This is a genomic window from Streptomyces sp. NPDC050211 (assembly GCF_040656035.1).
Classification (GTDB): Bacteria; Actinomycetota; Actinomycetes; order Streptomycetales; family Streptomycetaceae; genus Streptomyces.
This window is the reverse complement of record NZ_JBFALC010000031.1, coordinates 1-23,658: the sequence shown is the minus strand read 5'-3', so window position 1 is coordinate 23,658 and position 23,658 is coordinate 1. Positions and strand designations below refer to the sequence as shown.

Below are 23,658 nucleotides of genomic sequence, written 5' to 3'. Positions count from 1 at the left end.
CGCTCCGAATCTGCGTGGAAGGGATCGGTGGCGGAGAGGTGGCGGTACATGCTCACTCGGTGTCCGGAGATGTGCTGGTCAGGTCGGTCATCGAGCCGGAGGAGAAGCACAGGTGCTGCTCGGCCTCGACCAGGAGGTGCTGGACGCCGGGATAGATGACCTCGCCGACCTTCCACAGAGCGATCCCGCGGCGCAGGCGCATGATGTGTTCCGCCGTCCAGGACGGCAGACCCAGCCGGGACACCGTCGCTTCTGCCTCGGATTTCTTCTGCGAGTAGATGACGATGGTGTCCGCCATCTTCAGCGCCGCTTGGGTCTCCGGGCTGTCATCGATGTCCGACAGGTGGTGAACGATGAAGATGCAGGACAGGCCATAGCCACGAGCGAATTTGAGGAACTTCTCCAACAATGAAGCGAGTTGGGGAGTTCCGAGGATGTGCCACGCCTCCTCGCAGACGAGAATGCGCTTGCGCTGGGTGTAGCGGCGGCAGCCCGATTCCGGGTTCGGCCCCAGTTCCCAAGCTCCGGAGTTCGCGTCGACCACGACCCGTTCGTGCTGTCCTGGTTGCGTCCCGCACTCGCACAGCGGACGCAGCCACACCTCTTCGAGGAACACGCTGATGACGGCGACGAGGATGGTCATGGCGACGCCGCCGGACGGGACCTTCGTCAGGTCGAAGACGATCATGTCGGCGTCGAGATCCACGCCGAGACTGGTCGGCCCGTCGAGCATGCCGGTGAGGTCGCCGGTCGCATCCTGCTCGCTCCCGCAAAGCCGGTCCAGCACGTAGGACGCTTCGAGGCCGTCACCGAGGAGTTCGTCCCGCGTCCGCTGCTTGGCCGTGGCGTCGGACTCCTCCGGAGACCGGAGCGCGGCGGCGACGTCCGCCAACACCGGCGTGCGGCCGAGGCTGCCCGCCCGCTGATGGGCCCGGCGGATCGCGATGCGCAGTGCGGAGCCGGCGAACTCGTCCAGGGACCTCCCGAGGCCGAGTTCTACGATCGTCCGAACCAGCTCGATCTGCCGCTTGCCCGCGATGGCGGGGTCCATCGGGTTGATGCAGGAGGCACCGCGACCGCAACCCGGGGCGAACTTCACCGGGGCCTTCCCGGTCAACGAGCGACCAAGCGCGGCCCACTCGCCCTCTTCCCGCTCCTTCTGCTCCTTGGTGTCGAGCACGACCACCTGACGGCCGAGGCGGATCTGTCGTGCGGTGTAGGTCTTGGTGAGCGCCGACTTCCCCCGGCCGGTGTCACCCATCACGATCATGTTTCCGCCGGGCAGGCCGTCACCGAACGCCGAGAAGGGGCAGTAGATGAACGCCTTCCCGCTGTACAGCTCCCGGCCGATGATCGCGCCCGCAGTGCCGAGGGTCGGCGGCGCGATCGGAAGGTACAGGGCCTGGCTGGTGGTCGTCTCCGTGTAGAGCGGGCGGCGCACCGTCTCATACGTCGGGGACAGTGGGGCGAGGTCGAGCAGGTCAGTCACTTGATGCCTCCGGCGAGGGGGAGGGTCGTGGCGAAGGCCCTTGCGTGTTCGAGGTCGAGCCATTCGATCCGGAGGTGGGCGTTGCGGGCACGGGAAGCGGTCGTCCGCTTCGTGCGCTCCAGCTCCTCCGCGCTGCGCGAAGAGATGGTGATGTAGCCGACGACGGCGGAGCCGGCCGCGCCGGAGGAGGCTAGGGCCATGCCCCGTGATCCGGTGGCGTCCGCCGCGATCCGGTCGCGCGGGTCGATGTTTTTGCCGCGCTTATGGTCGCGGTCCATCTCCGCCTGGTTGTTCGTGTCCTCCGCGAGCATCCGTTCCACGGCCTTGTCGTTCGGCTCAAGCTGCTGGGTGATCGAGATGGTGCGGATCACGTCGGGCATTCCGATCAGCAGGGGCGACAGGAAGTCGGGTCCCACGGGCGTGGTGGGCCATCCGACGACGGCGGCCGTGGCGTGGAACCAGCTGTCGGTGGACCCTGCGGCCCGGGTGGCGACGTGAGCCCCGTTGCGAACGTCGACGTTGCGCGGGAAGGCGTGCGCCTGCGGGAGTTCGGTGTCCCAGATGGCGTGGTCCGGGTCGTAGGAGTTGCGGATGAACGCGGTCATCCGGCCCTCGTCCAGAGGCGCGATCACGGAGAGGTCGGCGTCCTCCGCGCGGGACCACAGCTCTTCCAGGTACGCGGCCATGGCGGCAGCGACCCCTTCGTCACCGGTGCCTCGGGCCGCGCCTTCGGCTGCCAGGTCGCGGGTGAACCTCGCGTGGATGGTGATGTAGTAGCGGTGTTCCTCCGCCGATGTGGATACGGCGTTGGCCAGGACGTCGTACGAGTCCTTCAGCCACTGCGGCGCGTCGGCCGTTGCCGCCGACTCGTCGCGCTGTGCGATGAACCGCTGGTGCGCGTAGGGGTCGGACTTCATCTGCCGGGCGAGGACCTGAATCCGCTTCACCGGGTGTTCCTCGACGTTGCCGAAGGCGTCGAGGAGTTCGCCCCAGCGCTCCAGGGCGACGACCTGTTCACCGACTTCCTTGCCGCCGAGGCCGGGAGAGGCGATCTCGAGGGTGGCTGTGACGCACCCGGCCTCCGGCTGGAGGACCACGACGGCCTTCTGTCCGCGGACCGTGACCGGCACCCATGTCATGCCCGTGATGCCCTCCGGCTCCGCGAGGGCTGCGTCCGGCGGGGTGCCGTCGCGGCGCACGCCGGCCTCGAAGGCCGAGGAGACCCACACGCCGCCGGTGCGGCGGAGCGCCTTGCGGTGGTAGCGGTTGATTCGCCACCAGCGGTAGAGCGTGCGCCGCTGGGAGGTGCCCTTGGGCCGGTACGGGGCGTACACGATGACCAGGGCGAGCAAGATCGGCAGGACGAGGGAGGTCGCGGCGATGGCCGTCACGCCGTTGAAGAGGTAGCCGAACAGGATGCCGGTGACCGCACCGCCACCGAGAACGACCTGTTCGCCGAGGTCGCGGCGGCCCACCAGCCCCGTGGGGCGGTGCTTTCCGAACTGATACGTACGAGTCGACATGAGTCACTGATCCTTGCTGGGGTTCGGACGTCCGGGTGCCTGACCGCCCGACGGCCGCGACGGCGGAGGGGGCGTGACCGAGGGCCCGGAGCCCGAGGTGGTTCCTGATGCAGAGGAAGGGGAGGCGGGTGGCGGCGTCGAGGAAGAGGCCGCCGGGCCAGGAGCCGGTGGCGAGGGCGGCTGTGCCGCACTCGGGGCTGCGCTGGCTCCCGGCGGACGTCCGGACGCTGCGTGGCTGCCGGCCGAGGACCAGTCCGCAGGAGAGCTGACGACCGGATCGGAGGTCGCTCCCCCGGGGCGAGCTGCGGCCGGTGCACCGGAGGCACCGGAGTGGTCGTCGCCGCCCTGCTGGCCTTCGGGCTGTTCGGGGCTGCCGCCGTTGGCGGCGTCGGTGCCCTGCATACCGGGGGAACTCGTGGCCTTGTTCTTCGCCCTGTCGACCCCGGCCTTGGCCACGGCTGCCCCGGCAGCGACCGGGCCGGCCACGGCCGTTCCGCCGCCCATCTTGGCGCCTGCCACCTTGCTGCCCGCCGTCTTCGAGCTGCCGCCGACCAAGGAGTCCTGCACACGCGCCCCGATCGCACGGTTCGCGTGCTGGCTGGGACCGTCGATCGCGGCGGCCGGGCCCGAGGACTGGGCGGTCTTCCGGTCGTGGTGGAGCTGGGCCATCTCGTCGCCGAAGGCGGGCACCCACTTGTAGAGCATGGCGCTCGCGAACACGGCGAGCAGGAGGATCAGCGCACCGACCAGCGTCTGGGACACCTCGTCGGACATGCTGCCCGAGGTGTCGCTGAGGACCGCGCCGCCGAGGCCGAGGAGGGCGAAGAGCACAGGCTTGCTCAGGCCGATCGCGAAGATGGCGGCGAACCACTTCTTGCTCTTGTTCCACAGATCGCGGTCGACGAGCCCGGCGTTCACGACGGGACCGAGCGCCACGGCCACGTAGATTGCCGCGCTGCGGATCAGCAGCTCGATCCACATCAGCAGAGCGCCGAACATCATGATGAGGTTGACGACCAGCAGCTGACCCACGCCCGACGTGGGGTTCGCTGCCATCACCTTCAGGATGTTCTCCAGGAACGGCTTGAAGTTCGCGGTCGCGTAGGGCTCGAAAACGGCCGTGACCTCGTCAATGGCCTTCACCAGCAAGGCAATTGCGCCCGGAGTCATCGCGTTGACCACGAACTGGAGGAGCAGGAAGCCGATCGCCTCGGAAACCGCGGTGGTCACGGCGACCCCACGGACCGCCCTCTTGGCCACGGCGATCAGCCACAGGGCCACGGTGAACAGGCTGGAGGCCGCGAAAATGATCGCGTACTGCTTCAGGAAGCCAGCCGACGTGAGATCGATCTTCGTCGTGTTCTGGATCAGCTCCAGCATCTTGCGCAGGAACCAGATGTTGGCCTCGGTGAGCTTCTGGAGCAGGAAGCCCAGCGGGTCCGATACGAAGTCGATCGCCGCCTTCGCCTCACACACCATCGGGATGTAGCAGAACGGATTGGCAACCGCAGAGGGCACGAACAGAAACCCGATGATCACGTTGACCATGGCCACCGTCCGAAGGCGGCGCCCCCAGCGGCTCGGGGTACCCCGCTCGACGGTCAGCAGGCCAGGGGCGTCATCACGCAGTCGCAGGCGCATTGCTGACACCCCCCACGTCCGCGAAGCTGTCGGCCGGGTCCGCCTCCTGCATGGCCGACTGCGACGGCACGAGCGGTTCGGACGGCGTGACGGCCGTCGTCTTCCAGGTGCCGTCCTCCCAGACCAGATCCACGGTCATCCGCAGGAAGGCGACCTGCGGGCGCTGCGTCTCGTCCTTCCCAGCGACGCCGCCCACCGACGCGGTCCACAGCTCGATGCTCGCGGCCTGGTCGGAGTACGAGATCGAGCGGGTGGCGAGCGCCGCCGTCCGCGTGACCAGTTCGCTGCCGTCGGCGGTCGTCCCGTCGGCCCCGACCCCGCGGTTCTCCATGACCAGACGAGCCGTCGAGTCGGCGTCCGAGGTGACCGAGTGCAGCACGCTTGACGCGGCGGTGGCCGCCAGCATCCGGTGCCGCCAGTCCTCATCGGTGAAGAACCTCGGGTCGCCGTAGAGCATGGTGGCGCTGACGGCGGCGGCCCGCGCGCCGCGCTCGTTGTGTCCGTACGGTGCCGGAAACCCACTCTGGTCGACGGCACCGCTCAGGACGGGGTCTTCTGCAGCGGCCGGAACGTAGTCCGAGAAGTTGCCCGGAACGTTCGCCGCCTGCCGCACGTCGATCGGAGCGACCAGTCCCGTCGAAGCCGAACTATCCTTCAGCTTCCAGTCGTTGGACTCCCAGGTGAGCGTGACCGTCACCGACTGGAAGCCGGCCTTCGGCGTCGCGTGCCCGGCCGCGCTGCCGCGAACCGTCGTCGTCCACAGCCGCACCATCGCCCCGTGGGCGTCAAAGCCCAGCAGGTGAGCCGAGAGGACGCCGGTCCGCGCGACGGTCTTCTTGGCGGAGACCTTGGAGGTGTCGCCCCGCAGGGAGCCGACTGCGGCACCGGCCGCGTGGTCGGCCTTCTTCACCGCCGCTCCGGCCGTGCCCTTGGCCGCCATGACAGCAACAGCGCGGTGTCGCGCCTCCTTGTCTGTGAGGAACTTAGAACTCCCGCTGACTGTCGTGTAGTTGGCCGCCGCAGCCTTGGCGCCGGATCGAGTGTGCGGGTAGCCGACGGGGACGCCGTGCAGCTCGCGCACACCTTCGCCGCTCGCCTGCGGAGTCGAGTGGGCGGGTGCCGCCGCGGAGGGAGCCGTGGCCGGAGGGGTGCCCGTCGCCATGCTGACGACCACCCCAGCCGCGGTGACCACTGCCGTGCCGCCGGCGGCGATGCCCCAGAGCTTGGCCGACGGGCGGCGCGCTCCGCTGGCCTTCGAGGAGGAAACCTTCCTCCGGGATCGGGAAGCCATGGGTCACACACCCATGCCGTACGTGATGGCGAAGATGGTGCCGAAGCTGGCCACGAGGAAGACGCAGGTCAGGCCGCCGACCATCATGCCCTTGCCGCGCGAGCTGTCCATCGTGGAGTGGCCCTCGCCGAACCAGCCCTTCGACTTGCCGACACCGGCGAGAAAGGCGCCGGCGCCGACGACGAGGACGACGGCTGCAATGACGCCGAGGATCACCTTCGCCGTGGTGCCGAGCTTCCCGAAGGGGCCCCAGTCCGGCTTCACGCCGGACACGACATCGGCTCCGGCGGCGAGGGTCGTGTGCAGGGAGGGATCAGCAGCGGCAGACAGGAGGTTGTGCATGTTCAGCCCCTTAGTGCTGTAAGCAATGGTTTGTTATCTTTTGGCGTGGCTAGCCGACATGCCGCATCGCGATGATCTGCGGTTTCCAGTAGCTGAGCGGCTTGATCCGCACCTGAGCCCCGGTGTGCGGGGCGTCGATGACCTGGCCGCCGCCGAGGTACATGCCGACGTGCTCAGGTCCGGCGCTGCCGGGGACGCTGAACAGCAGGTCGCCCGGGGCGAGTTGGGAAACGCTCTTGACGGCGGTTCCTGCGTGGACCTGGTTGTACGTGGTGCGCGGCAAGTTCACTCCCGCCGCTGACCAGGCCATCTTGGTGAGCGAGGAGCAGTCGCAACCGCCCACGCCCTCGTACGGCATGACACAGATGCCGCCCCACCGATACCAGGTGCCCAGGGCCGTCTTCGCGGCCGTGATCGCGCGAGCTGCGCCCTTGCCGGCCGGTGCGTCGGGGCTGACGGCATCGGCCCATTTCGAGGCCAGCGCACGGATGTTGCGCACGTAGTCGCGGGTCTCGGGGTACGGCGGGATGCCGTTGTACTTGATCACCGCGCCGCCACCCGCGTTGTACGCGGCCAACATGTTGTCCGTCGAGTCGCCCGGCACTTTCTTGACCTCTTTGGCCAAGGTGCAGTCGTACGCGGCCTGCGCGGCGATGGCGTCGGCTGGGTTCCGGATGTCCTCGACCCCGTCGCCGTCGCCGTCCTTGCCGTGCTGAGCCCAGGTCCCTGGCATGAACTGAGCGATGCCGAGGGCACCGACGGGCGACTTCGCGCCGGAGTTGAAGTTGCTCTCGGTGTAGAGCTGAGCCGCCAGGAGCGAAGCTGTGACCTGCGGGCACTCGCCCGCATGCTTGTTGATCAACTCACGTACCCAGCCCGGTACGGGCGCGTCCGTCTTGATGCCACCACCAGGACCGGTTTCCTGCGCGGAGGCTCTGTCAGCCCCTCCGAACGTGGTCAGCATGGCTACACCGGAGATGAGCCCGGCCGTGACGAGTCCCAGGCCAGCTTGCGTGCCCTTGTTCATCGCGGCCCCGTCACGCCCAGGGCAAGGCGGTGACGCGCCAGCCCTTGGAGGTGTGCTCCAGGCGTAGCGCGAGCTGTTCGCCACTGCTCCGCGCGTGGCCGGCCTTCGGGGTGGTCGTGAGGGTGTAGCTCACGCGGACGAGAGCGGAGGAGGCCGTTACCGCAGGTGCGCCGTCGGGGACGACGGCTGACGTGATCTTGGCTGTCTGGTGTGCCTTCTCGGCCCGCAAGGCGGCCCAGGCGGCGTCCTGGCTCGGCCGCTTCTGGGCGAGCACGCCCGCGAGTTCCCCCGAGGCGAGCCGGGCGGCCCGAGCGCCAGCGTCCGCGTACGAGCTGTCGGCTCCGTCGCGGGCGTCGTGCTCCGCGTAGGCCGTAGTGAAGGTGCGCGCTGTCCGCTCAACGTCTGCCGGGAGAGCGGTAGTCGACGAGGAGGCGGCGGCCTTGGTGTTCGGCGGGGCCGTGTCGGGGATGCCTGCCGAGACGGAGTGCGGCTGTGCGGTCGAGGTCGAGGTAGCGGATGTGCCGCTGGTCGAGCTGGAGCAGCCCGCGGCCAGGCCGAACGCAGTGGCAACGCCTATTGCGGTTGATATCTGGATAAAGCGCTTGGAGTAGCGCATGCAGCAAACACCACGCTCTGGTACAGGAATCAGCGAGGGGTGGGTGTTGCGGTCCAGCGGGTGTGGAGGACCGCAACACCCCTTCGCAGGAGGGGGAGTTCCTGCGGGACTGGCCGGCGAGTTATCAGCCGGGGGAACCGCGATATCGCGGATGAGATAGGGGAGTTGAGCTAGTCGAGGTTCATGTAGACGCACTGGTCGAGGTAGGCCCGGGGCACCCATCCGGTGCTGCCCTTGGGAAGGCCGCCTCGGGACTTCTTGCCCAGCTTGAGCTTGATCCAGGACCCGCTGCGGTCGACCTTCTTGCCGAAGTCGCCGCGGTAGATGACCCCCTTTGCGTACTTGCTGGTGCTGGGGCCGCTTCGGAAGTTGACTGCCTTCTTTATGACGGTCCAGGTGGGACAGGTGTTCGCCGTCTTCGTAGTCAGAGCGGACGAGGACTGCGCAGGGGTGGCCTGGGCAGGTGACGCGAGAGTTATTGCGCCGCCGAGAGCAACGGTCGCGGCGAGGGTGGAGGCGGTGGCGGTACGAGTGAAACGCATTGCTTTCCTCAAGAGACTGTGGTGAGTGTCGGTCTACTTCTGGGTGAAGCGCGGCCTAATTCCTGAGATGAGAAACCTCTGTGGCGCGCTCGGATTCAGCGCCGCTGTTTCGTCGGGGGGTTCGGATCGCAATATTTGGCGTGATCAGAATTCCGGTCCCGATGCTTCTCATATCAAGGTCGATCGACCTCCTCTGGGCATGACTGATCCTGGGAACGGAATCAGTGGCTTGGCCGAAAACGCTGCGGCGTTTGGCCATGCCCAGATCCTGGCAGAGGTCTGCGGACAACTCGAACCAGCAAAAAAGTCGGAACCTGAATCCAAGAATTAGGTTCCGACTTCTCGGTATCTCGCTATTTCACTCGGGCTTGACTGGGGCCTACGAGGCAGGGCGGACCAGGTGCTCGATCGCGACGCCTAGCCAGGGTGCGGCCGGTCCGGCGAGAAGCAGCGGTGCGCACACGCCGTACGAGAGCACGACCGCCGACTGCCCATCAGCGACTCCGGTCAGGAGGGTGTGGTCGAACGGCAGCCAGTCACGAGCCCCCACCGGCCGGAGCCGTACCCCGACCGAGGTGAGCACCACTCGGGCCGTGGTGTGATCGCGCCACTGCGGTAGGGCAACGTCCTCCGCTTCTTGTCGCCGACGGGCGTCGAGACGACCGTTGGTCACCCACCGCCGGCCGAAGGTCGGGTGGTCCTCGAAGTACCCACTGGCCGAGGGCGGGTAGTCGACGTCTGTCCCGTAGAAGCGGGCGGCGGAGCACGCCACGTCCGCGAAGGCGACCTCACCGGCCGCAAGCGCAAGGCCGTCCGCCTGGATCGGCAGAAGACTGCCCCCGCCCTGGAGATGAACCGCGAGCGCGGACGCTGCCTGTACGGCATCGGCGCGGACGGTGTCCTCCGCCCGGTCGCGTCGGCGAGACCACATCGTCGGACCTTCCTGATCAAGCGGACCGGCCGGGGCCTGCACGGCGCGAACCACACAGGCCCCGGGCCCGTCATGAGATGAGATCACCAGAGAGGGCTGGAGGCAGCGGCGGGTGTCTTCGCCGCCTCGTCGTCCTCTTCCTTCAGCCGGGCAAGCAGCACACCAAGACGGTCGTTGCTGATCGCCTGGTGCTTACGGACGGCGCTCGCCACCACCTCACGATTGGTCCGTCCGGCCCGCTCGGTAGCGGCCCGCGCAATCGGCAGTAGCTCCGCCAACCAGTCGTCGTCCGCCTCCCGGTCCTGCGGGCGCTCCGCCCCGTCCGGGACGGACGGCATTTCGCCGTCCGCAGAGGCGCGGACTGCCGCCGGCACCGAGGGATCGGCTGCTGTCGAGGGTGCCTCTGTCGGCCCGTGGCCCGCCGAGCCAGGGGCCGGTCCGTCCGTATCGCACGGGCCTTCGTCTGCATCGGCCGCGCCTGCGGACGAGGTGGCATCGGCACTCTCCGGACGCGGCTCGGCGTCTCGTGCCGTCTCACGTTTCCGCAGATCAACACGGCTCGGGGGCGCTTCCTCTGTCGCGGACGGACCAGCTGCGAGACTCCCCGCCCCGGATGTCGGCGTCGGCACCAGAGCAGGGGAACCAGGCTGAACCGCGACCCTTTCGAGCTTCGGGACCTCGTCGCGGACCGGTCCGGGACCGCCGTCCGGGACTGCCAGCTCAGCCGTCCGCGCCATCAGAATGTAAAGGTGCACAGAGCCTGCCAAGGCCAGCGGCGCGAGCGTCGACAGCACCCCGACGACGCTGTCCGCCAGGTGCAGAGCGGACCGTCCGGCCTGCGGACCGTCATTGAGCGTGACGGCGTGAAGAGCGTTCGCACCCAGGCTCGCCCCGGTGGCCGCGAGGAAGAGGAACCAGGCGTACAGCCGAGCACCGAAGCGCTGGTGACGGAGGAGCACAATCGCTCGAACGCCGTAGGCAATGAACCCGTCGATGAACACCGGAAACAGATAGGACAAGCTCTCCCGTGCGTGGATCGCGATGGCGATCTGCCGCAGCGCGTCGTACGAGAAGGCGAAGCCGGCCGCGCCGAGAAGGATGATCGCGGAACGGTCCCAGGCCGTCATGCCGCGAAGGCTGTAGGCCCCCGGACGTTCGGCCGGTGCCGTGTCTATGTGAGCGCGTGACATCAGAGGTTGCCCCCGTCGCGCGGATCGATGTCCTGCCAAGCTGGGGTCTGCGAGAGCAGTTGCCCGAGCTGTTCCAAGGACGTCACGTCGTGCACATGTTGACTCGGGCAGCTCACGCACGACACCCGCAGCAAGATTCGTTCCGTGCCGCCCTGGTCGGTGTAGTACAGCTCCAGGTGCTGGCCCCCGGTCGTGTCGAGGGACGCGAAGGCTTGCAGGTGTTCTTCGAAGCTGAGCAGGCCCAGAACCTCCCAGTCGAGCGTGACTGCGGCATCACCCAGGAGGGTGCGCGCGTACTTCGAGGCTGCGGTGATGGACCTCGGCCCCCAGGTGCGAAACGCGTGCTCCCGAGCGGTCTTCCGCCGCTCCTCAGCGTTCGTGAGGTGCTTGGCCGCAGCGAACATGAGCGGGTGACTCATCGGGGGCCTTCCAGAAGATGGTTGGTTCGGGTTACGGAGTCGTCGCTGGCTTCGTTGGCGAGACGGAGCAGCACATCCGCGTGGCACGGGGCATCAAGGGGACATGTGCACATCAGGTCGAGTCCCCGCAGCGCTCGGGCGAAGCGAGCGGCGTAGTGGCGTCCGACTGGGCCTCGGAGCGTGGCCGCGAAGAGGTCCACCGACTCCGCAGCGTCCATCGGGGGACCGAGCGGGGACGGAAACCCGGCCGTGAACGGGTTCGCGTACCGGCTGCGAGGGCCGACGTATGCACAGGCTGTGGACAGTGCAGCGGCGTCGCGGGACGCTCCACGGAGGCGGACGGGCATCACGCCGCCCTCCCACCGCGGCGCCGGTCGGCACCGATCATCGGGACGAGGGTCGTCACCATCTCTGCCAGGCGACTCGCCACCCGGGCCCCGACGAAGTCGGTCAGGTCCGGCCCGTTGTCGTCGCGGGCTGGCAAATTGGACGTGATGATCGTCGGCAAGCAGTGGTTGTACCTGTAGTTGATGAGCCGATACGTCACCTCCTCGGTCCACTCCGAGGTTTTAGCCGTACCGAGGTCATCGAGCAGCAGGTACTGCACCTCGCTGAGCTTCCGCAGTTCCCGTTCCGCCGTACCCATGACCTGCGAGGGGCGCAGGTCGCCGTACATGTCTGCCGAGTTGACGGCGATCAGCTCGAACCGGTCCGGCCCGCCGGCCGCGATCCGCCGCAGGGCTCCGTAGGCTTGGTGGGTCTTGCCCGTGCCCGTGAGGCCGGTGAGGAGGAGAGCGCCAGCGCCAGTGTTATCCGCGAGAGCGCGATCAGCCCACGCGGTGACCTCCGGCACCGTCGCTTCAGCGTCGCTGAACCGGGGAGGGGTCGCGGTCCGCCACCGGTTCAGCGCGTACTCGGCGCGAGCACGGCGGTGCCATTCGCGGTCTCCCGGATTTTCTTCCGGTGATTCGTCGGCGGGGCTGTCGGGCACGACCTGAATTCCTTTCGCGGCCAGTATTTGTTCCAGGCGGCGCATTGACCGGGCGTTACCTGCGCGTTCCGGCTCTGCCATGATCAAAATCCGTTCTGGTAAGCACTGGGTTCGGCTGTGTTCTGAAAGGGCGCCCATCCTCCGGGCTGCCGACGCAGTGGCACGACGTTGCCTTGGGACGCCGCTGCGGATGCGTGCGATGGGAGGTCTGCCCAGATGCGAAGCAGGTAGCGGGCCGACTGTGGGGGTCGGTCGGTATTCCATCGCCGCGCGATCATGTCGACCAGCCGTTCATTCCCCCAACGGGCCGCGAGAGCTGTTACCCGATCCCATTCCGATTCGGTCAGCCGCCAGCCGACGAGCATTCCGGCATTAGTGATGGCTGTTACCAGATCCTTGGCGCCTTCAGGAACCTTGACCGACTCCTGATGGGCCGTTTGGTGGTGGTTTCGGCTCGCCCCAGGCAAGCTAGCTTGCTTTTTTGTGGTGGTAATACTCCCGTAGGGAGTATTACCACCACGCGCGCGCGAGGAAGGGATTTCCCAGTCTCGGTGTAGAGAGTTCCCACTTGCCGTCATCGAGGGGGAGTTGTGGGAAGAAACTTCGTGGAACCTCGTTCCCCCTTGCGATGCTTCGGAAGGCGGAGATGAAAGTTCTGTCTCTGAACCAGCCGGGGTCTCAGTGCCCTCGTTAAACAGGAGTATTGAGTAGCTGTTGGGGTTCGAGGCGCCCCCGCCGCGCTCGCGGCTGATTTCGCCGAGCGTCGTCAACTCCCCGAGGCACTTCGTTATCGAGCGAGCGGTGAGTTGGGTGAGGGCGGATATCTCCTCCAGGGTCAGGGTGGCCCTGCCCTTATCGTCGGCCTCGCGGGCGAGCGCGAGCATGACCAGACGCGAGCCCCTGCATGACTTGGACTGTGACCAAACCAGTTCGGTCGCTATGTCGCTCATCAGCAAGTCCCATCTATCGCTATGCGACGGACGAGGGCAAGGCCAAAAGAGTGATCATCTTCAGGGATGTACCCGGTCTGATGCGGTTCGGGAGTGAGGTACAACGTTCCGGTCGGGAGGTAGAAATCATGGGCGCGGCGCCAATCGGCGGAATCGCCGAAATTCCGCCTGATCATGTGTGCCACTATTTCTTCGGTTCGTCGGTCGATAAGCATGCGGTAGAAGTCCGATTCGAAGAGGTGGGTAACAGACCGGCGCTCTGGATACACGCGGGCAAGGACTGCCGTGGGAGCTATTTCGCGGATCGCCGCACTGAGATTTGCGCACGCCGAAGCGGCGGGGTTGTTCTGAGGCATGGGGAGAACTCCCGTGATCGCAAGGCTTGCCTTGCTGGAAGAATCGTTTCCTCGAGGAGGCGTGTCAGGCTGCGTCAGCGCTGCCAGTAGGCAAGGATTCGGCCAGCCTGGATTGGGACTTCTTCCGGTGGCGTCGCGCGAGTTTCAGCAGATACTCGTGCGTAACTCCGAGTCCCCGGGCGACAGCGGCAGGTTCCAATGACGGGTCTGTCGCGAAACGAGCGATCACCGCGTCCCGCTCGACTTTGCTCAGCACCGCGGTACAGCCTTGAATAGCACTTTGGATGGTGTCTTCGTTCGCCCGCTGCTGCCATGCGGCGCGCAGTGCGGAACGCTCCGAAGCCAGAAGGCCAGCTCGAATGCCGTATTCGTCGTCATCCCTCAGAGATTCGACCAGGCACCGGGCAGCCACAGCCAGTGGGCACGATGCACAGAGATTACGCGGCCGGTTAAGGTCCGTGCCCAGCTTGTGCTTCACAAGGTCGGGATCTTCGCGGGGGCCATCCCAGACGGGAACGAAGATTTCGATGTCTTGGTTGGAACACCTGGCGTCTTCCGCCCAGTGCTTTCCGGGGGCCTTCTTCGACTCTTCTATGAGAGGCGACCAATTTCCCTGACGTGCAGCCTCGACGAGACGGTATATATCAGTGCTCATTTTGCATCTCACGATGTTCACGGCGCCGCACGCTGTACGCGTACGAGCGCAAGAGGAGATCAGAAGCGCTTACGCGAGCGCTTAGAGGGCTGAAGCGACATCAACGCTGACGTGCCATCCTTTTCGGATGCTGCGCCCGGGTTGACGAAATGCATGTCAGAAATGGCGCGGAGGTCTGCCTCCGTGAACTGCACGAACTTTCCGAACTTTCGATGGGGCAGTGTTGAGATGCGCTCACGCAGCCACTTCTCCGGAATGTTCAGCCGCTCAGCCGCTTCGCCATATCCGATGTGCAGACGCTTGTCGCGAAGTTCTGACGACCTGTTGCTGAGCAGTGCATCGAGGCCGCCAGCCTGAGCCAGCAGGTTCACCACGGCGGCGAGCCCCTGCAATTCGATGGGCCCTATGGAGGCCGGGCCTGCGTTCGCCGGTGCCACGGCCGCCATCACGCTTCCAGCCCGCGCAGCTGAGCCGTCCGCAGATCGAAGACGTGGCCGCCCGAGGCTGCCCACCCGGCCTGCGGGAACGAGCGGATGATCCATCGCGCGATCGTGAGCGCCTTCGCTCGGGGTACCCGCAGGACGTGTCCGCGTTCGTTCACGGCGGTTAGCCCCAGGTGGGGCCACGGAGTCCGGGGGCCCTGGAGGCGAACCTGTACGACGGCGGCCCCGGGCAGCATGGACGTCAGCTGTGCAGCCAGCCGTTCAGCCGGTTCGGAATCGATCTCCGGCTTCGGGTTGCAGTCCGCAGTAGGGGACATGCGACACTCCTCTTTGTGGTACGCCGCTCCGTAGTGCCGTGCGAAAGGACACGGAGCGGCTGTGCGAGTGATCTAGAGCTCCCGTTGGGGGCAGCGGATCACGAGCTGTCTGGCGTCCGAGAGGTGCGAACTCTCGGACGCCGATGGCGTTTTGAGGGGAAGGAACACGCGCGAGTCGTGAGCGGCTTCTCCTCTCCACCGGGTTGGTCCCTTGGTGAGGGCCAACGGGTGCGCGAAGGCAGACGGGGGTGCGAACCCCCTCGTTTTTCGCTAAACTGAAGCTATCTTGGTTCCTCCGGAAAGTCAACAGTCCGGCGTTTCCCCGGTTCATCCAAAAAACGAGGTCCGATGCCAGCTCGCCGCTTCGATAGAGCCCGTGTGCGCGCGGTACGTCGAGCCGCCGACGTCTCGCAGGCCGACGTGGGATCTGCCCTAGGTGCTGCGGACTCGACGGTGGCGGGATGGGAGTCGGGCGCAAGCGTGCCGGATCAAGAGAAGCTGCCGGCCCTCGCCAGGGTGCTCAAGCGGCCGTTGGACGAGCTGTTCCCCCGTGACGGCTTGCCCGATCTCACCGACCTGCGGTGCGACGCCGGCCTCTACCGGTACGAGACGAAAGCGATCATCGGTACCAAGAGCGACGGTCCGGTAGCCGGAGCGGAACAAGGGATCCGACGCCTCAAGGACAGGTACATCCCTCCCCTGGCGGAGGCTTACGGCGTGACCGAGGACGAGCTGAGGCGCGCGCAGGAGCGGTCATTCGGAGAAGGCGGAGAGGACGAGTCTGCTGCGGTCGCGGAGGCTGAGGAGCCTCCGCGGACACTCGCCGAGAAGATCACTCTCCTCCTGGAACGCTCGTACCCGGCGGGGACCGCCCCGGGGGACGAAGAGATCGCGGAGGCGGTGAACGCCTACGCGGGCTCGCAGGTCACTACGGCCGCGAAAGTCGAGGCCCTTCGAACGGGAACCGACGAAGCCCCCGCGCCGGTTGTCCTGGAAGGTCTCGCCCAGTTCTTCGGTGTCGCTCGTATGTACTTCGAGCCGGACGACGCTGTCGCCCGTCAGGTCTACGAAGGGCTTCGCCTGATGTCAGCGGCCAAGCAGGGGAAGGTTGGCCGAGTGCGAGCCCGCGGGATCGGTTCCGAGGGCCTGCCGGCCGACGTCCTCTCGATCCTCAACGATCTTGCGACCGAGTTGGAGAAGAAGGCCGACCCCGACGCCAACGACTAGTGTCCTGAGTCGCTAATTCGTGTGCAGTATGCGGCGAGGGTGTCGAGGATGCCGTCGGCGGTCTTCGTCCAGATGAACGGCTTGGGGTTCTTGTTCCACTCGTTGATCCAGCCGCGGATGTCCCGTTCGAGTTCGACGACGCTGCGGTGGGCCGAGCGGCGGAGTTTGCGGCAGGTCAGCTCGGCGAACCAGCGCTCGACGAGGTTGAGCCAGGACGCCGAGGTGGGGGTGAAGTGAAGGTGGAAGCGGGGGTGACGCAGCAGCCACTTCTTGACCGGCTCGGTCTTGTGGGTGGCGTAGTTGTCCAGGACCAGGTGGAGTTCGAGGTCCTTGGGGACGGCGGCGTCGATGACCTTCAGGAAGCGGAGGAACTCCTGGTGGCGGTGGCGGCGGTAGTGCTGGGCGATGACCGACCCGGAGGCGATGTCCAGGGCGGCGAACAGGCTGGTCGTGCCGTGCCGGACGTAGTCGTGCGTCATCTTCGCCGGCGTGGCCGGCGCCATCGGCAGCACGGGCTGGGTCCGGTCCAGTGCCTGTATCTGCGACTTCTCGTCCACCGCCAGGACCAGAGCGTTCTCCGGCGGCGACAGGTAAATACCCACCACGTCGCGGACCTTGGTCACGAACTGCGGGTCGGTCGACAGCTTCCAGGTCTCCACGATGTGCGGCTTGAGGCCGAACGCCCGCCAGATCCGCGAGACAGCCGACTGCGACATGCCCGCCGCCTCGGCCATCGAACGCGTCGACCAGTGCGAATCACCCGCCGGCGGCGCCTGGTCAAGGGTTCTGGCGACCAGGGCTTCGACCTGCTCGTCCGTGATCTTACGCGGCGCCCCCGAACGCGGCCGGTCCACCAGACCCTCCAGCCGGTCCGCGGCAAACCGGGACCGCCACTTGCGTACGGTCTCCCGCGAGATGCCCAGGTCATCCGCGACCCGCGCGTTCGACAGGCCTTCCGCGCACGCCAGCACGATCCTCGACCGCAGCACCAGCGCCTGAGACGCCGTCTGCTTGCGCAACCAGCCTCGTAGCACCTGGCGCTCGTGATCGGACAACTCCAGCGACAACGGCTTCGGACCTGGCATCGCCCCACCCTACAACCGCAAGCGAACTAACGACTCACGTCACTAGGGGGTGTCCGACGGGTCGCGTGATCGTGCTGCAGGTGGCGGTTCCGCCGTTTGGAGTAACGCCCCTCTTGTGGGTGATTTCCCGTCAGGGGTGGGTGAGAGACGCGTGGCCAGCCGGGGGCGGGCTTCTCCGGACCAGCGGTCCCTTCGGAGAGAAAAGAGATCTGACCATGCATGCACTGAGGCGCTCGGCAAGGATCGCCGCCATCACTGGTGCGGCGGCGCTGATGGCGGTGACCGGTATGGCCACATCCGCCCAGGCAGCAGAAGGGACGTTCTTTTACACACGCGCCGATACGGGACGCGAGACCTTCCTCGGCTCGACGCCGAACGGCCAGTGCCTTGCCATCCCGGGTGGCGCCCGCCAGGCGACCAACGACACCGACACGGATGCCCGCCTGTACACGAACAGCACTTGCACGTCCTCCAGCAGGTTCCTCGGATCCCGGCAATCGGACGAGTACACGGCCCCGTACCCGACGTACGTCAGCTTCGGCTAAGGCTCCCCCGGCAAGGCCTCACCGGAGCCAGAGCCGGATCGCCGCAATAGTGACCGTGCCGTGGAAGATGAACGCTCTCTTGTCATAGCGCGTCGCCACGGCCCGGGAGCTTTTGAGCATGTTGACCGTTCGCTCGACTTCATTCCTACGGGCGTAGCAGACCCGGTCAAAGCCGGTGGTCGGCCGCCGCGGCTTCCACGGCGTTGGCGGTTGGCCTGCTGGTCCCGGCGCTCGGGGATCGTGTGCCGGATCTGCCGTCGCCGCAGGTAACGACGGTTGCGACGGGAACTGTATGCCTTGTCGCCGCAGACGTGGTCCGGGCGTGTTCTCGGGCGCCCGCCACCTGGCCGCGGGACACGGATGCGGTCCAGGACCGGGATCATCTGCGGGGCGTCGCCCCACTGACCGAGGGTAACCAGGATGGCCAGCGGCCGGCAGCCGCCGTCGCTCGCCAGATGAATCTTGGTGGTGAGCCCGCCGCGTGAACGACCGATCCCCTCATCAGGCCGGTGATGGGCAGGACGTCCACGCCGTCCCGGTATTCGCGCCGGCGCCCGGCGGGCCCCGGCGGCATGCTGATGGACGCGGCAAGATGTGGAATCAACACTGACCACGGACCAGTCGATCCGACCCTCCGCATCGGCATCAGCCTGAACGGCACGCAGCACCCTCTCCCACGTGCCGTCAGCCGACCACCTCCGATGCCGGTCATGACAGGTCTTCCACTTCCCAAACCGGGTGGGCAGCTCCCTCCACGGGATCCCGGTCCGCAGGCGGAACAAGATCCCGTTGATCACCTTGCGGTGACACGTCCACCGCCCGCCCCGCCCCGTGCTCTTCGGTAGGTGCGGCTCAAGCCGCGCCCACTGCTGATCCGACGCTCACCTCGCCCCACGCTGGCCGGAACGACGTCAGCGTGGCTCGGTCACGCGATCCGTCGGACACGCCTTAGTTGGAGCCCGGCCATTGATAGCGGTGATCACGACGCGCCCTGTGAGGGCGCAAGTGCTTACCCTCACGGATCTTGCCCAGCCACCCGACGACCTCAGTAGCCTCTGCGTCTGAGAGCCCTATCGCAACGCACTTGTCTCGGAGAGCTGTGGGGTGAACGTGCAGCCAGCGGCCCCGTTCGTACTCCATCTCCGTCTTGATCAGCTGCCTCTCCTCGAAGACGAAGCCACCGGACGCCACGACGTTCTGGCCGATGAAGTTCATGAACTGCTCGACATCGTCAGGGAGGTTAGAACTGCCCATAATCCACATTGTGAACCGAGTGCCGAGCCGCCGCAGCTGCCGCCCGACCCACCCGCCGGCCTGCTTCTACTCCGGAGTGGTGTTGGGTTCGTGACGCAAGCCGGAGGCGAACACGGCCCGAACGTCCTTCAGCGCGCCCAGATCAACGAGCGGGTCGCCGTCCACCAGGAGGAGATCGGCGCGGTAGCCGGGAGCGATCCGCCCCGTGATGGAGCCCAGTCCCAGAGCCGTGGCCGCTTCGGACGTCGCCATGTCGATGATGGAAGCGTTCGCCAGGCCCAGGTGGGAGTAAAACGATAGGGCCGGAACCAAGCCGTCGAAGCCCGCGCGCTGCACGCCCGCGTCGGTTCCTGCGACCAGGCGTACACCAGCTTCGGCCATCCGTCGCACCAGGTCGAACATCGCGGCAGCGCGCTCCTCACCGAAGAAGCGCGGGAGCATCTGCCAGTGAGGGCTCACCGCCGGGCAGACGGTGATTCCCTGAGCGATGATCTGCTGGACCACGTCAGGCCGAAAATCGAGGCCACCGCTCGTCATCCACGTGCAGTGCTCGATGGTGTCCACACCCGCCTGCACGGCCGCGGTGATGCCGTCAGCACCGTGCGCATGGGCCGCGACGGGAACACCTGCCTTGTGGGCCTCGTCCACCAGGGCGGTCAGTTCCTCTGCTGTGAACTGGGACTGGTGGCTCTTGGGGCCGTCCTTCGTCAGGCCGCCGCCGGTGACCATGGCCTTGATGACCCCCGCTCCCGCTGCGAGGTTGCGCCGTACGAGGTCGCGGACCTCGGCTTCACCGGAAACCTCGCCGCCGAGGAAGTGGCAGTGCCCGCCCACGGTGGTCGCGGGTGTTCCCGCGGCCACGATCCTCGGTCCCGGCGTACGACGATCGTTGGTCTCCGCAGCCAGACGGAGTGCCAGCCCACCCCGGTCACCGAGGTCACGGGCCGTGGTGACACCGCTGTGCAGGAGCTGTTCCGCACGGCGGCGCATGTCCTCGAACAGGACCTCATCCGTCGAGTTCTGGAGGGTGGACACAGGATCAGGACTGCCGTCGAAAGCCAGGTGGACATGCGCGTCGATCAGGCCCGGCAGAACGGTGCCGTCGAACGTGAACCGAGGAACGTTGGCGCTAGCCTGCTCCTCGATCTCCTTGCGCGGCCCGACAGCAGCGATCGATTCGCCCTCGATGAGGACGGCGCCGTCTTCCAGGTAGGTTCCCGAGTCGACAAGCACCCGTCCACCGGTGATCAGCATCGTGACTCCTAGATCATGGGAGGTCATGCGGCTTTGCGTAGTTCGTCGGACACCGCAATCAGTTGTTTCACATCCGACTCGCGATCGCTTCCCAGAGCCATGGCGAGGGGGACCACTCGGCGGGGTGCCGGGACCCCCTTCTCGATCCGTGCCGAGGCCCGACGGAGCCGGGTGGCAAGCTCTGCGGAGTCGATGTTGAGGGCCTCGCTGTCGTCACTCTCATCCATTAGGTACGGGCTGATGTCCACCAGACCGTCGCGGCACTCCACGATGCGGCGGTGGTAGCGCCGGTGCACGCCGCGGGCCCGCCACCGGTCCAGCGCTGCCGGGGAGGCCGGCCTCAGCACGTTGTCGGGGTACGTCTCCGCCAACAGCTCCCACAACGGGGCGAGGCGACGGTGATCACGCCGGTGCTGGAGCCAGAGTCGAAGAGAGGAGATCCGGGCGCGTGCTCCGGAGTACGTGATACCCGCCGCGAACAGCAGGACGGATGCCACCAGGAGGAAAGCGATGGCGGTCATGAACTGCTCGGGTAGCTCTACGTCGGCCCAGCGAATGGCGACGAAAACGGCACGGATCGCGCAGGCCACCGCCATCGCCCCCAGGCCAACGGCCGCCATCCAGAGCCCGGTGGAGTGCGGGCGCCGGGATATGCGGGCATAGCGGCGAGTCCACCGGCACGCCATGCCGAGGGCATACATGAGATAGAGACCAGCGCCGCCGTAGAAGAAGGCGATCTGCGGAATTGTCATGTCGGCCGTGCTGAAGCTGCCGGCGAAGACCTCGTGCGGCACCGACTCCGCAGCCACGGTGATGGCCAGCGCAACGACTCCGACGACGACGGCTTCCTTGCGGGCGCGGCGGCGGCCCGCTTCTTCGTCGGCGGCGGAGTAGAGGTAGAAGCACATCAAGAAGTACACCGCGAGGAGCAACAGCAGGTTCTGGATCAGCTTCGCCGTCCCGTGGCCGGCGACTGCGTCGACGCCGGACGCGCCGCCGGGCATGGCCACGGGGTACGACAGCGCAGCGCAGAACAGGCAGAGGGTGACGGAACGCAGAGGTGGGTCATGAGGGGATCGCTTCAGCTGGTAGAGCTTCCAGACGAGAGCGGCCACGAGCCCCAGGAGTAGCAGTTCCACGGTTTACAGCCATCCTCGCCGGTCACCGAGAGCCGACTCCACACGACGGAGGGAAGGGTCGTCCGACAGCGGAGTGGAGCTGTCCAGCAGAGACGACCACTCCAGAATGATGGTGGCGACCAGTTCGACCGAGCACTCCTCGCCGTCCTCGTAGGAGCATCGGCGGGCCACGCGCTTAATCGTCTCGGGCTGGAACACCGGCAGCATGGTGGCCCAGCCCTCGACGAAGACGGCCGTCTCCTCGTCGGGGTCGACCGCAGGGGCTTCTTTCGTCGTCTCGCCCGCGGCCCTTTTTGCGGCCTCCTCGTTCTCCGCTACGAGGATGTGGCCTATCTCGTGGAGCTTGATGTGATCTTGATGCAGTCGGGTTGTTTCCTGCTGGTACAGGATCACGTCGTAGTCGTCGTACTCGACCCACATCCCCGAGGGTCCAGGCTTCGGCAGCGGAGCTTCGCGCAGGTACAGGGGGCGCCCGCGCCGTCGGCTGAGTGCCTGGCAGAGTTCGTCGACATCGAGCGGGGGAGTCACCCCGAGGTCTTGCAGCTCACGTCGAATCAGGCGGTGCAGATCCCTCTCCACCGTCCGATTCGCGGCTGTGCGCCAGCGCCCGAAGCGTCGACGGCTCGCTTCGCCCTGAGCGGGCAGTTTTGACTCAGCCGCGTCGCGACCGTTCTTCCCCAACCACATTGAGGATCCCTCCAACCGATGGCTCCCCCGAGCCGGGCGACACCGCGCCCCTGTCGATGACGTCCGGTTCCCAACTCCGGAGACGACCGCAGACGGGGGTGTCCGCATGCCCTGCCAGGCCCCCTCAAGGGGGGCCGGCTGCCGAGCATTCAGGTCACTTCGTCACGCTGATGTCACTGATGCGAACGCGCAATGAAACACCCGGTGAGCCGCCTCATCGGAGCTCTCGGGAACCTCTTTGGACAGTACGTGACGGACGTGGCCTAAAAAGCATGATCGACCTGCATCGCTCGTCGGGGGCCTCGACCCCTCAAAAGGTTCTAAATCGGCTGACAATGATCACGATCATGCTCTTGAGCTGGGGCTTTGCGTTCTGGCGTGAACGCTTCAAGGCTCGACGCGCGGAAGCTGGTCTGTTATGAATCCGATACTTTTCTACGCATGGGGCTTGCGGCATAAGTGCTCGAATCGCACTTATTACCCGCCTAGAGTGGATGTGGTCATGGTCACTTCCGGACAGATGGGGCAACGGCTCGCTATTACGCTTTCGGCCATGTCGAACGCGTTGTTGAGTCAATCTGACGGCTACCTGGAGTTCTGGAATGAGGACTATCTGTGCACGTTGACTACGCTGCGTCCTGATGGTCGACCGCATGTCGTGCCTGTTGGCGTGACGATCGATGCCGCCGCCGGAGTGGCCCGAGTTATCACCCGCAAATCCAGCAGGAAAGTTACCAACGTCCTTGAGGGTGGCGGTGCAGCCCGAGTTGCGGTGTGCCAGGTCGACGGAGGCCGGTGGGCCACGCTCGAAGGCGTGGCAGAGGTCTGCACGGACGCCGCAGTGGTCGAGGAGGCCGTTGCCCGCTACGGAGAGCGTTATGGACGTACTCCGGCGCCGGACCCTGAGCGGGTTGTCATCCGGATCTCGATAGAACGGGCGATGGGGCAGACCCACGCTCCGCGCCCCCGGGGTGCCGCAAGCGCTGCCGCGTAGTACAGCCACGTACACCGAACACGGGTGCTCGGGTGTAAGAAACCCAGGCACCCGTGGGGTTGATGTGAGTTGTCGCTTTCGGTGACGGCAGGGACTTTCCGTCACCCGCAATTTGGTCTGCGCCAAAACCCAGAACTAGGGCCAGCGTTGCAGTCCGCGGCTGTCCTCGCCGTCGTCGATTGCAAGAAGGGTCTCAGGCTCCCTGAGTGGTGGAATCGGCGGGCTGGCGCCCGGGTCGTGAGTGCGTTCTAATTCCGCTGTTATGGACGGGGAGTACGGCAACGGTCTTAGCCTCGATCTTGCGTGACGGTCCGCCGACGGAGTCGGTGGGCCGTTTTGCATTCCCTGCGGGTTGATGGGCAGGCCGAGGGCCCGACTTTCGTGTCGGGTGGGCGCCGGGTTCCACTGCTCCGGGCTGGTGATGCTGTTCGTTGGGACGGGGAATCTACTGGTCAGCCGGGGTTCGGCAGTCGGGTGAGCCGTTCGAGGGCGGCGGTGATGTGGCTGGTCCAGGGCCAGTGCCGGGCCAGACGGAGGATCCGTCGGCGGCCGGTAGTGACGAGTTGTCCGGCTGCGGTGAACAGACGGAGTCGCAGACGGCGGGGCTCCCAGCAGCTGGCTCTGCCGGTCAGGGCGAGCATCGGCATCCAGGCCAGCAGGTCGAGGGCGATCTGCACGATCTCCAGCCAGATCTGGTTCTGGGCGGTGTGGTGCAGGGGGAGGTTGCGCAGACCGGTGGACCTGGCGGCC

At 66.6% G+C, this 23,658-nt stretch carries 28 protein-coding genes and 1 pseudogene; 5 read left to right on the top strand and 24 right to left on the bottom strand.

Features of this window, described 5'->3' with window-relative positions:
• Positions 1 to 52: 52 nt before the first annotated feature.
• From AB0I98_RS27425 to AB0I98_RS27390, 8 genes are all read right to left on the bottom strand, one after another.
• Complete coding sequence (locus tag AB0I98_RS27425) at positions 53 to 1,489, bottom strand: ATP/GTP-binding protein (protein WP_362946311.1); 1,437 nt, start codon at positions 1,487 to 1,489, stop codon at positions 53 to 55.
• Positions 1,486 to 3,012 (bottom strand): SCO6880 family protein, encoded by a 1,527-nt coding sequence (locus tag AB0I98_RS27420; RefSeq protein ID WP_362946308.1) that lies wholly within the window; start codon positions 3,010 to 3,012, stop codon positions 1,486 to 1,488. The genes AB0I98_RS27425 and AB0I98_RS27420 overlap by 4 nt, the downstream gene beginning before the upstream one ends.
• 3 nt (positions 3,013 to 3,015) lie before the next feature.
• Entirely contained in the window at positions 3,016 to 4,653 is a 1,638-nt protein-coding gene (locus AB0I98_RS27415; RefSeq protein WP_362946306.1) for a hypothetical protein, read from the bottom strand.
• A complete protein-coding gene (locus AB0I98_RS27410) occupies positions 4,634 to 5,944 on the bottom strand; it encodes a hypothetical protein (RefSeq protein WP_362946303.1) in 1,311 nt (436 codons plus the stop codon). Before AB0I98_RS27410 ends, AB0I98_RS27415 begins: the two co-directional genes overlap by 20 nt.
• 3 nt (positions 5,945 to 5,947) lie before the next feature.
• A complete protein-coding gene (locus AB0I98_RS27405; protein ID WP_362946301.1) occupies positions 5,948 to 6,286 on the bottom strand; it encodes a hypothetical protein in 339 nt (112 codons plus the stop codon).
• A gap of 49 nt (positions 6,287 to 6,335) precedes the next feature.
• Entirely contained in the window at positions 6,336 to 7,313 is a 978-nt protein-coding gene (locus AB0I98_RS27400; RefSeq protein WP_362946299.1) for a bifunctional lytic transglycosylase/C40 family peptidase, read from the bottom strand.
• Positions 7,314 to 7,323: 10 nt separating this feature from the next.
• A complete protein-coding gene (locus AB0I98_RS27395; RefSeq protein WP_362946297.1) occupies positions 7,324 to 7,929 on the bottom strand; it encodes a hypothetical protein in 606 nt (201 codons plus the stop codon).
• A gap of 170 nt (positions 7,930 to 8,099) precedes the next feature.
• Positions 8,100 to 8,471, bottom strand: a complete 372-nt coding sequence (locus AB0I98_RS27390) for an SH3 domain-containing protein (RefSeq protein WP_362946295.1) — start codon at positions 8,469 to 8,471, stop codon at positions 8,100 to 8,102.
• Between the two features lie 25 nt (positions 8,472 to 8,496).
• On the opposite strand from AB0I98_RS27390, the gene AB0I98_RS27385 reads away from it, so the two are divergent.
• A complete protein-coding gene (locus tag AB0I98_RS27385) occupies positions 8,497 to 8,802 on the top strand; it encodes a hypothetical protein (RefSeq protein ID WP_362946292.1) in 306 nt (101 codons plus the stop codon).
• Positions 8,803 to 8,850: 48 nt separating this feature from the next.
• Here AB0I98_RS27385 and AB0I98_RS27380 read toward each other — a convergent pair whose 3' ends face one another.
• The 9 genes from AB0I98_RS27380 to AB0I98_RS27340 all read right to left on the bottom strand — a co-directional run bounded on the left by AB0I98_RS27380 (position 8,851) and on the right by AB0I98_RS27340 (position 14,723).
• A complete protein-coding gene (locus AB0I98_RS27380) occupies positions 8,851 to 9,402 on the bottom strand; it encodes a hypothetical protein (RefSeq protein ID WP_362946290.1) in 552 nt (183 codons plus the stop codon).
• An 83-nt stretch (positions 9,403 to 9,485) separates the two neighbouring features.
• Positions 9,486 to 10,529, bottom strand: coding sequence for a DUF2637 domain-containing protein (locus AB0I98_RS27375; RefSeq protein WP_362946289.1), 1,044 nt, complete (start codon positions 10,527 to 10,529; stop codon positions 9,486 to 9,488).
• Positions 10,530 to 10,591: 62 nt separating this feature from the next.
• Entirely contained in the window at positions 10,592 to 10,996 is a 405-nt protein-coding gene (locus AB0I98_RS27370) for a DUF6195 family protein (RefSeq protein ID WP_362946286.1), read from the bottom strand.
• 11 nt (positions 10,997 to 11,007) lie between these two features.
• Entirely contained in the window at positions 11,008 to 11,358 is a 351-nt protein-coding gene (locus tag AB0I98_RS27365) for a DUF4326 domain-containing protein (RefSeq protein WP_362946284.1), read from the bottom strand.
• A complete protein-coding gene (locus AB0I98_RS27360) occupies positions 11,358 to 12,002 on the bottom strand; it encodes an ATP-binding protein (protein ID WP_362946524.1) in 645 nt (214 codons plus the stop codon). Before AB0I98_RS27360 ends, AB0I98_RS27365 begins: the two co-directional genes overlap by 1 nt.
• 83 nt (positions 12,003 to 12,085) lie before the next feature.
• Positions 12,086 to 12,886 carry a hypothetical protein gene (locus AB0I98_RS27355; protein WP_362946282.1) on the bottom strand — a complete coding sequence of 267 codons (801 nt, stop codon included), beginning with the start codon at positions 12,884 to 12,886 and terminating at the stop codon, positions 12,086 to 12,088.
• 486 nt (positions 12,887 to 13,372) lie between these two features.
• Complete coding sequence (locus AB0I98_RS27350; protein WP_362946280.1) at positions 13,373 to 13,963, bottom strand: WhiB family transcriptional regulator; 591 nt, start codon at positions 13,961 to 13,963, stop codon at positions 13,373 to 13,375.
• A 59-nt stretch (positions 13,964 to 14,022) separates the two neighbouring features.
• Positions 14,023 to 14,409, bottom strand: coding sequence for a hypothetical protein (locus AB0I98_RS27345; RefSeq protein ID WP_362946278.1), 387 nt, complete (start codon positions 14,407 to 14,409; stop codon positions 14,023 to 14,025).
• Positions 14,409 to 14,723, bottom strand: coding sequence for a transcriptional regulator (locus AB0I98_RS27340; RefSeq protein ID WP_362946275.1), 315 nt, complete (start codon positions 14,721 to 14,723; stop codon positions 14,409 to 14,411). Before AB0I98_RS27340 ends, AB0I98_RS27345 begins: the two co-directional genes overlap by 1 nt.
• A 378-nt stretch (positions 14,724 to 15,101) precedes the next feature.
• Between AB0I98_RS27340 and AB0I98_RS27335 the strand changes: the two genes are divergently transcribed.
• Positions 15,102 to 15,950, top strand: a complete 849-nt coding sequence (locus AB0I98_RS27335) for a helix-turn-helix transcriptional regulator (protein ID WP_362946272.1) — start codon at positions 15,102 to 15,104, stop codon at positions 15,948 to 15,950.
• Here AB0I98_RS27335 and AB0I98_RS27330 read toward each other — a convergent pair.
• A complete protein-coding gene (locus tag AB0I98_RS27330) occupies positions 15,947 to 17,035 on the bottom strand; it encodes an IS630 family transposase (protein WP_362946269.1) in 1,089 nt (362 codons plus the stop codon). The genes AB0I98_RS27335 and AB0I98_RS27330 overlap by 4 nt on opposite strands.
• Positions 17,036 to 17,250: 215 nt before the next feature.
• On the opposite strand from AB0I98_RS27330, the gene AB0I98_RS27325 reads away from it, so the two are divergent.
• Positions 17,251 to 17,580 carry a hypothetical protein gene (locus AB0I98_RS27325; RefSeq protein WP_362946267.1) on the top strand — a complete coding sequence of 110 codons (330 nt, stop codon included), beginning with the start codon at positions 17,251 to 17,253 and terminating at the stop codon, positions 17,578 to 17,580.
• An 18-nt stretch (positions 17,581 to 17,598) separates the two neighbouring features.
• Here AB0I98_RS27325 and AB0I98_RS27320 read toward each other — a convergent pair.
• The 5 genes and pseudogenes from AB0I98_RS27320 to AB0I98_RS27300 all read right to left on the bottom strand — a co-directional run.
• Positions 17,599 to 18,458 (bottom strand): annotated as a pseudogene (locus AB0I98_RS27320) (IS5 family transposase); the annotation flags it as partial.
• Positions 18,459 to 18,528: 70 nt separating this feature from the next.
• The gene (locus AB0I98_RS27315; RefSeq protein WP_362946265.1) at positions 18,529 to 18,834 is read right to left on the bottom strand and encodes a hypothetical protein; all 306 of its coding nucleotides are present in this window, start codon (positions 18,832 to 18,834) and stop codon (positions 18,529 to 18,531) included.
• A 66-nt stretch (positions 18,835 to 18,900) separates the two neighbouring features.
• Complete coding sequence (locus tag AB0I98_RS27310; RefSeq protein ID WP_362946262.1) at positions 18,901 to 20,088, bottom strand: amidohydrolase family protein; 1,188 nt, start codon at positions 20,086 to 20,088, stop codon at positions 18,901 to 18,903.
• Between the two features lie 23 nt (positions 20,089 to 20,111).
• Entirely contained in the window at positions 20,112 to 21,227 is a 1,116-nt protein-coding gene (locus AB0I98_RS27305; RefSeq protein WP_362946260.1) for an MAB_1171c family putative transporter, read from the bottom strand.
• Between the two features lie 3 nt (positions 21,228 to 21,230).
• Positions 21,231 to 21,755, bottom strand: a complete 525-nt coding sequence (locus AB0I98_RS27300) for a hypothetical protein (protein ID WP_362946257.1) — start codon at positions 21,753 to 21,755, stop codon at positions 21,231 to 21,233.
• Between the two features lie 431 nt (positions 21,756 to 22,186).
• Here AB0I98_RS27300 and AB0I98_RS27295 point away from each other — a divergent pair, with 431 nt between their 5' ends.
• A complete protein-coding gene (locus tag AB0I98_RS27295; RefSeq protein WP_362946254.1) occupies positions 22,187 to 22,336 on the top strand; it encodes a hypothetical protein in 150 nt (49 codons plus the stop codon).
• Between the two features lie 68 nt (positions 22,337 to 22,404).
• Positions 22,405 to 22,908: a TIGR03618 family F420-dependent PPOX class oxidoreductase gene (locus AB0I98_RS27290; protein WP_362946251.1), complete on the top strand. Its 504-nt coding sequence runs from the start codon at positions 22,405 to 22,407 to the stop codon at positions 22,906 to 22,908.
• Positions 22,909 to 23,360: 452 nt separating this feature from the next.
• Here AB0I98_RS27290 and AB0I98_RS27285 read toward each other — a convergent pair.
• On the bottom strand, positions 23,361 to 23,658 hold a 298-nt coding region (locus tag AB0I98_RS27285), incomplete at its 5' end, for a transposase (protein ID WP_362946249.1).